Raw genomic sequence first — 6,550 nt, 5'->3', positions numbered from 1 at the left:
CGGGTCGGGTGGGATCGGACACAGGGCGGCAGTGCGTTGGGGGTTGGCGGCGATGGTGGTGCAGCAGCACAGGGTCAAGGGCGGTGCGACCGCCGTGGCCGTCGCGGCGGGGCTGATCGCCTGCGCCGCGTGTTCCGGCGGCGGTGCGGTCGCCGAGGACCAGCAGGGCGGTGACCCCCTGGCCGCCGTGCGCGGCGCCGCCGACGGGCTGGTCGCCGCGGGCAGCTCCGAGGCCCGCACGTCCATGGTCATGGCGACCGGCGGCACCCGGGTCACCATCCGGGGCGAAGGGGCGTACGACTTCAAGAAGCGGATGGGGCAGCTCAAGGTGCTGCTGCCGCCCGACCCCGACGGCGCGGACAAGCACCGGCCGATCACCGAACTGCTCGCGCCCGGCGCGCTGTACATGAAGAACCGGGGCGCGGGCGTGCCCGCCGACAAGTGGGTGCGGATCGACACGGCCACGCTGGACGACGGGAACCTGGTCACCGGCGGGGCCACGGACCCGCTCGCCGCCGCCGAGTTGCTGCGCGGCGCGAAGGAGGCGGCGTACGTCGGGCGGGCCGATGTGGCCGGTACCGGGGTCCGGCACTACCGCGGGGTCACCGACATCGCCCGCGCCGCCCGCGTCGCCTCGCCGCATGTGCGCGGTGCGCTGAGCGCCGCGGCGAAAGGGTTCGCCAAGGACGCGGTTCCGTTCGACGCGTACCTCGACGACCAGGGGCGGCTGCGCAAGGTCCGCCACCGGTTCGACTTCGCCAACGCGGGACGTACGGTCGCCGTCGCCTCCACGACGCTGCTGTACGCGTTCGGGGCGCCCGTCGAGGTGCGGCTGCCGGCCGCTCGCGACATCTACGCCGGGAAGATCCAGGCGTAGGGCGAGCCCTGTCCACCACGGGTGGGTGGCGGGGAAATGGTCCGTCCGTGCCATGCGCGGTGTGTGCCGCGCTGCCTACGCTAGGAAGCCGACGACGGCTGGAAGAGGTGATGCACGTGGCTCCGCTCGGCAGCAGTACGCCCGTCCATGACCACGTCGCCCTCGCCGAGATCGAGCTGTGCGGGGAGTTGATGATCGCGGCGTCCGCGGCCGACGGGGAACGGCTCAGCCCGGACCGTATCGACGAGGTGCTGAAGGTGGGAGCGGGCGTGGCCGCCACGGCGGCCGAAGGCGTCGAGTGGCCCCGGCGGCGGCGGGAGCGGTAGCCCGGCGGCCGTCGGGCCCCCGGACCACCGGTCCGCGTTGATCAGGTGCGCAGCAGGCGGGCGATCGCCTTGGTGGCCTCTTCGACCTTCTCGTCGATCTCCGTGCCGCCCTTGACCGCCGCGTCGGCCACGCAGTGCCGCAGGTGCTCCTCCAGGAGCTGGAGCGCGAAGGACTGCAGGGCCTTCGTCGACGCCGAGACCTGGGTGAGTATGTCGATGCAGTAGACGTCCTCGTCGACCAGTCGCTGCAAGCCGCGGATCTGGCCCTCGATCCGGCGCAGGCGCTTGAGGTGCTCGTCCTTCTGTTTGTGGTATCCGTGCACGCCGAGGTCGTGGTCGGTCACCACGGCTTCGGGGGATCCGGAGGGCGCGTCGCTCGTCGTCGCGCCGGCCGCCTCGGTGGTCGTCATCGCGTCCTCCCGTTGTCCTCAAAGGGGCTGTATACCCCTCATGGGTATATGGTAACGAATTTCCCGGGTAGGGGCTCGGGGGCCCGTACAGAGCACTGTGCCTGATGGGCGACACTGAAGAACGCCGGTTAGCCGTGGCCGGATGATGCGCCTAGCATCACCCTGACCGAATCCAATGCACCCCGAGGACCCCACGTGCGCTTTCGTCTGACCCCCAGGGAGACGAGCTTCTACGACATGTTCTCCGCATCCGCGGACAACATCGTCACGGGCTCGAAGCTCCTGATGGAACTGCTCGGAGCGGACTCCTCCGCCCGAGTCGAGATCGCGGAGCGGATGAGGGCAGCGGAGCACGCGGGGGACGACGCGACCCACGCGATCTTCCACCAGCTGAACTCCTCGTTCATCACGCCGTTCGACCGCGAGGACATCTACAACCTCGCGTCGCAGCTCGACGACATCATGGATTACATGGAGGAGGCCGTCGACCTGGTCGTGCTGTACCAGATCGAGGAGCTGCCCAAGGGCGTCGAGCAGCAGATCGAGGTGCTGGCCCGGGCCGCCGAGCTGACCGCCGAGGCCATGCCGCACCTGCGGACGATGACGAACCTCACCGAGTACTGGATCGAGGTCAACCGCCTCGAGAACCAGGCCGACCAGATCCACCGCAAGCTGCTCGCGCACCTGTTCAACGGCAAGTACGACGCCATGGACGTGCTGAAGCTGAAGCAGATCGTGGACGTGCTGGAGGAGGCGGCCGACGCCTTCGAGCACGTCGCCAACACGGTCGAGACGATCGCCGTCAAGGAGTCCTGACCTCCGGTGGACACCTTTGCGCTCATCGTGACCATCGGGGTCGCGCTCGGATTCACGTACACCAACGGCTTTCACGATTCCGCGAACGCCATCGCGACTTCGGTTTCCACGCGGGCGCTGACCCCGCGCGCGGCCCTCGCCATGGCCGCCGTGATGAACCTCGCCGGTGCCTTCCTCGGCAGCGGCGTCGCCAAGACCGTCAGTGAGGGGCTCATCGCGACCCCGCACGGCGACAAGGGGATGGGAATCCTCTTCGCCGCCCTGGTCGGGGCGATCGTCTGGAACCTCGTCACCTGGTACTTCGGGCTCCCGTCGTCCTCCTCGCACGCGCTGTTCGGCGGCATGGTGGGCGCGGCGCTCGCCGGCGGCACCGAGGTCATCTGGTCCGGGGTGCTGGAGAAGGTCGTCATCCCGATGTTCATCTCGCCGTTCGTCGGGCTGCTGCTCGGCTACCTGGTGATGGTCGTCATCCTGTGGATGTTCCGGAAGGCGAACCCGCACAAGGCCAAGCGCGGCTTCCGTATCGCCCAGACCGTCTCCGCGGCAGGCATGGCGCTGGGGCACGGCCTCCAGGACGCGCAGAAGACCATGGGCATCGTGGTGATGGCCCTGGTCATCGCCGACGTCGAGGGTCAGGGCGACGCGATCCCGATGTGGGTCAAGATCGCCTGCGCGCTGACGCTCTCGCTCGGTACGTACGCGGGCGGCTGGCGGATCATGCGGACGCTCGGCCGGCGGATCATCGAGCTGGACCCGCCGCAGGGCTTCGCGGCGGAGACCACGGCCGCGTCCGTGATGTACACCGCCTCCTTCATGTTCCACGCGCCGATCTCGACGACGCATGTCATCACCTCCGCGATCATGGGCGTCGGTTCGACCAAGGGGTCGCGTGCCGTGCGGTGGGGCGTCGCCAAGAACATCGTGATGGGCTGGTTCATCACCATGCCGGCGGCCGCACTCGTGGCCGCGGCGTGCTACTGGGTCGTGCTGCTGGCCTTCGGCTAGCGCTCCGGCACCGGTACGAAAACGGGCCCGCCCCCCGCTCCTCGTGAGGAGTGGGGGGCGGGCCCTTTGCCTTGCGGTGGCACCGCCATGCAGCACCGCAGGACAGGCGGGGCGGCCGGCTTCTAGCCGAAGCGGCCGGAGATGTAGTCCTCGGTGGCCTGGACGGACGGGTTGGAGAAGATCCGCTCCGTGTCGTCTATCTCGATCAGCTTGCCGGGCTGGCCGATCGCCGCGAGGTTGAAGAACGCCGTACGGTCCGAGACGCGCGCGGCCTGCTGCATGTTGTGCGTCACGATGACGATCGTGAAGCGCTCCTTCAGCTCGCCGATCAGGTCCTCGATGGCGAGGGTCGAGATCGGGTCGAGCGCCGAGCACGGCTCGTCCATGAGCAGGACCTGCGGCTCGACCGCGATCGCGCGGGCGATGCACAGGCGCTGCTGCTGGCCGCCGGAGAGGCCGGAACCGGGCTTGTTCAGGCGGTCCTTGACCTCGTTCCAGAGGTTCGCGCCGCGCAGCGACTTCTCGACGACCTCGGCCAGCTTGTTCTTCTTGTACGAGCCGTTGAGGCGCAGGCCCGCCGCCACGTTGTCGAAGATCGACATGGTGGGGAAGGGGTTGGGGCGCTGGAAGACCATGCCGACCGTACGGCGGACGGCTACCGGGTCGACGTCCTTGGCGTACAGGTTCTCGTCGTCCAGGAGGACCTTGCCCTCGACGCGGCCGCCGGGGGTGACCTCGTGCATCCGGTTGAGGGTGCGCAGGAAGGTGGACTTGCCGCAGCCGGAGGGGCCGATGAAGGCCGTCACGGAGCGGGGCTCGACGGTCATCGAGATGTCGTCGATCGCCTTGTGGTTGCCGTAGTAGGCCGACAGGCCGCTGATGTCGATTCGCTTGGCCATCTGAATCACTGCTTTCTGCTGGCCTTAGCGGCCGGTGCTCGGGGCCTTCCAGCGGGCGATGCCGCGGGCCACCAGGTTGAGGATCATGACGAAGGCGATCAGGACGAGCGCTGCGCCCCAGGCCCGGTCGACCGACGCTTCGGTGCCGACGATGTACTGCTCGTACACGTACAGCGGAAGCGAGGACTGGGCACCTTCGAAGGGGTTCGGGTTGATCAGCTTCGTACCGAAGACGAGCAACAGAACCGGGGCGGTCTCGCCCGTGATACGGGCCACCGCGAGCATGACGCCGGTGGTGATTCCGCCGATCGCGGTCGGCAGCACCACCTTGAGGATAGTCCGCCACTTGGGGACGCCGAGAGCCAGAGAGGCCTCGCGCAGCTCGTTCGGGACGAGCTTGAGCATCTCCTCGGTGGAGCGGACGACGACCGGCATCATCAGGATCGCGAGGGCCAGCGCGCCGGCGAATCCGGAGGGCCCGAAGCCCAGCATCAGATTCCAGGTGGCGAGGATGAACAGGCCCGCGACGATCGACGGGATGCCCGTCATGACGTCGACGAAGAAGGTGACGGTCTTCGCGAGCCTGCCGCGGCCGTACTCGACCAGGTAGACCGCGGTGAGCAGTCCGATCGGGGCGGCGATCAGCGTCGCGATGCCGACCTGCTCCAGGGTGCCGAGCAGGGCGTGGTAGACGCCGCCGCCCTCGTCGGTGTCGAGCAGACCGCTCATCGAGTGGCTGAGGAAGTAGCCGTCGATGACCTTGATGCCCTTGCTGATCGTCACCCAGGCCAGGGAGAGCAGCGGGACGAGGGCGAGGATGAAGCTGACCCAGACGACGCTGGTCGCCACGCGGTCCTTGCCCTGGCGGCTGCCTTCCACCTTGGTGGTGATCGCGAAGGTGGCCAGTACGAAGATCAGGGCGGCCAGCATGCCCCACTGCACCCGGCTGTGCCAGCCGGCGACGAGACCGAGGCCGATGCCGGCCGCGACGGATCCGACGGCGATGGCGGCCGGGGCCCACCGGGGGAGTCGGGCGTGGGCGAGCTTGGTGTGCGGGGCCGGGGAGACCGGGGGCTTGTCCATTACCTGGCTTGTCTGGTTCATGCGTTGGCCCCCGAGTACTCCTTGCGGCGGCCGATGATCCAGCGGGCGGCGCCGTTGACCAGCAACGTGATGACGAAGAGCACGAGACCGGAGGCGATCAGGGCGTCACGGCCGAACTCGTCCGCCTCGTTGAACTTCGCGGCGATGTTCTGCGCGAAGGTGCCGCCGCCCGGGTCGAGCAGCCGGCCGGAGATGATGAAGCTCGGGGAGAGCACGACGGCGACGGCCATCGTCTCGCCGAGGGCGCGGCCCAGGCCCAGCATCGAGGCGCTGATGATGCCCGAGCGGCCGAAGGGGAGTACGGACATCCGCATGACTTCCCAGCGCGTGGCGCCGAGGGCCAGGGCGGCCTCCTCGATCATCTTCGGCGACTGGAGGAAGACCTCGCGGGTCACGTTGGTGACGATCGGCAGGATCATGATCGCCAGCAGGATGCCGACCGTGAAGAGGTTGCGGGCGATGCCGTCGCTCGTCTTGTCGAAGATGTACGTCCAGCCGAAGTACTCGTCGAGCCACTTGTTGAGGCCGTCCAGGTACGGGACCAGGAAGACGGCGCCCCAGAGGCCGTAGATGATGCTGGGCACCGCCGCGAGCAGGTCGACCACGTACGCGAGCGGCGTGGCCAGCCTGCGCGGGGCGTAGTGCGAGATGAACAGCGCGATGCCGATGGCGACCGGCACGGCGATGAGCATGGCGATGATCGAGCTGACGATCGTGCCGAAGAGGAGGACGGCGATGCCGAAGACCGGCGGCTTGCCGGCCGGGTTCCACTCGGAGGTGGTGAGGAAGTTGGCGTCGTCCTTGGAGACGGCGAGGCCGGCGCGGTAGGTGAGGAAGGCCGCGATGGCGGCCATGATCACCAGAAGTGCGATGCCCGACCCCCGGGACAGACCGAGGAAGATCCGGTCTCCGGCGTGGGTGCTGCCCTGGGAGGCCAGCGTGTTGACGGGTCCGGGCGGGGGTGGGGAGGACGAGGTGGGTTCGGTAGCTATATCCATCAGTTTTCTCCGGTCTGCGGAGCCCGGTGGGGCTCCTGGCGGCGGTGCACCGGAAGGCGCGGCCGGCCCCCTCGTGACGGGGCCGGCCGCGCCCGGGGTCAGGAGAGGGTGGGGA

Annotated in this window: 8 protein-coding genes; 4 read left to right on the top strand and 4 right to left on the bottom strand. The window is 68.8% G+C overall.

Annotated elements, in window-relative coordinates; all coding sequences use genetic code 11:
- Positions 1 to 52: 52 nt before the first annotated feature.
- Both E2E34_RS29410 and E2E34_RS29405 read left to right on the top strand, forming a co-directional pair.
- Entirely contained in the window at positions 53 to 877 is an 825-nt protein-coding gene (locus E2E34_RS29410) for an SCO4651 family lipoprotein (protein ID WP_138904917.1), read from the top strand.
- Positions 878 to 987: 110 nt separating this feature from the next.
- Positions 988 to 1,203 (top strand): hypothetical protein, encoded by a 216-nt coding sequence (locus E2E34_RS29405; protein WP_138904916.1) that lies wholly within the window; start codon positions 988 to 990, stop codon positions 1,201 to 1,203.
- A 41-nt stretch (positions 1,204 to 1,244) separates the two neighbouring features.
- Here the strand turns inward: E2E34_RS29405 and E2E34_RS29400 are convergent, their stop codons facing one another.
- Positions 1,245 to 1,613, bottom strand: a complete 369-nt coding sequence (locus E2E34_RS29400) for a metal-sensitive transcriptional regulator (RefSeq protein WP_138904915.1) — start codon at positions 1,611 to 1,613, stop codon at positions 1,245 to 1,247.
- 195 nt (positions 1,614 to 1,808) lie between these two features.
- On the opposite strand from E2E34_RS29400, the gene E2E34_RS29395 reads away from it, so the two are divergent.
- Together E2E34_RS29395 and E2E34_RS29390 are read left to right on the top strand one after the other, a co-directional pair.
- Entirely contained in the window at positions 1,809 to 2,429 is a 621-nt protein-coding gene (locus E2E34_RS29395) for a DUF47 domain-containing protein (RefSeq protein WP_028814660.1), read from the top strand.
- A 6-nt stretch (positions 2,430 to 2,435) separates the two neighbouring features.
- Complete coding sequence (locus E2E34_RS29390; protein ID WP_138904914.1) at positions 2,436 to 3,434, top strand: inorganic phosphate transporter; 999 nt, start codon at positions 2,436 to 2,438, stop codon at positions 3,432 to 3,434.
- A 122-nt stretch (positions 3,435 to 3,556) separates the two neighbouring features.
- Here E2E34_RS29390 and pstB read toward each other — a convergent pair whose 3' ends face one another.
- From pstB to pstC, 3 genes are read right to left on the bottom strand one after another with little or no spacing between them, the layout of a single operon-like run.
- Positions 3,557 to 4,333, bottom strand: coding sequence for a phosphate ABC transporter ATP-binding protein PstB (gene pstB / locus E2E34_RS29380; protein WP_138897830.1), 777 nt, complete (start codon positions 4,331 to 4,333; stop codon positions 3,557 to 3,559).
- Between the two features lie 24 nt (positions 4,334 to 4,357).
- Positions 4,358 to 5,437 carry a phosphate ABC transporter permease PstA gene (gene pstA, locus E2E34_RS29375; protein WP_208765372.1) on the bottom strand — a complete coding sequence of 360 codons (1,080 nt, stop codon included), beginning with the start codon at positions 5,435 to 5,437 and terminating at the stop codon, positions 4,358 to 4,360.
- Positions 5,434 to 6,435 (bottom strand): phosphate ABC transporter permease subunit PstC, encoded by a 1,002-nt coding sequence (gene pstC, locus E2E34_RS29370; protein WP_138904913.1) that lies wholly within the window; start codon positions 6,433 to 6,435, stop codon positions 5,434 to 5,436. The genes pstA and pstC overlap by 4 nt, the downstream gene beginning before the upstream one ends.
- Positions 6,436 to 6,550: the final 115 nt, after the last annotated feature.

This window comes from Streptomyces albidochromogenes, from assembly GCF_005981925.1.
GTDB classification, from domain to species: Bacteria; Actinomycetota; Actinomycetes; order Streptomycetales; family Streptomycetaceae; genus Streptomyces; species Streptomyces albidochromogenes.
The sequence above is the reverse complement of the archived record's forward strand: the minus strand, read 5'-3'. Positions and strand labels throughout refer to the sequence as shown.

Bases quoted from the DNA above. Each gene is read 5' to 3' on its own strand.
- E2E34_RS29410 (WP_138904917.1), top strand. From the start codon at position 53: ATGGTGGTGCAGCAGCACAGGGTCAAGGGCGGTGCGACCGCCGTGGCC.
- E2E34_RS29405 (WP_138904916.1), top strand. From the start codon at position 988: ATGCACGTGGCTCCGCTCGGCAGCAGTACGCCCGTCCATGACCACGTC.
- E2E34_RS29400 (WP_138904915.1), bottom strand. From the start codon at position 1,613: ATGACGACCACCGAGGCGGCCGGCGCGACGACGAGCGACGCGCCCTCC.
- pstB (WP_138897830.1), bottom strand. From the start codon at position 4,333: ATGGCCAAGCGAATCGACATCAGCGGCCTGTCGGCCTACTACGGCAAC.
- pstA (WP_208765372.1), bottom strand. From the start codon at position 5,437: ATGAACCAGACAAGCCAGGTAATGGACAAGCCCCCGGTCTCCCCGGCC.
- pstC (WP_138904913.1), bottom strand. From the start codon at position 6,435: ATGGATATAGCTACCGAACCCACCTCGTCCTCCCCACCCCCGCCCGGA.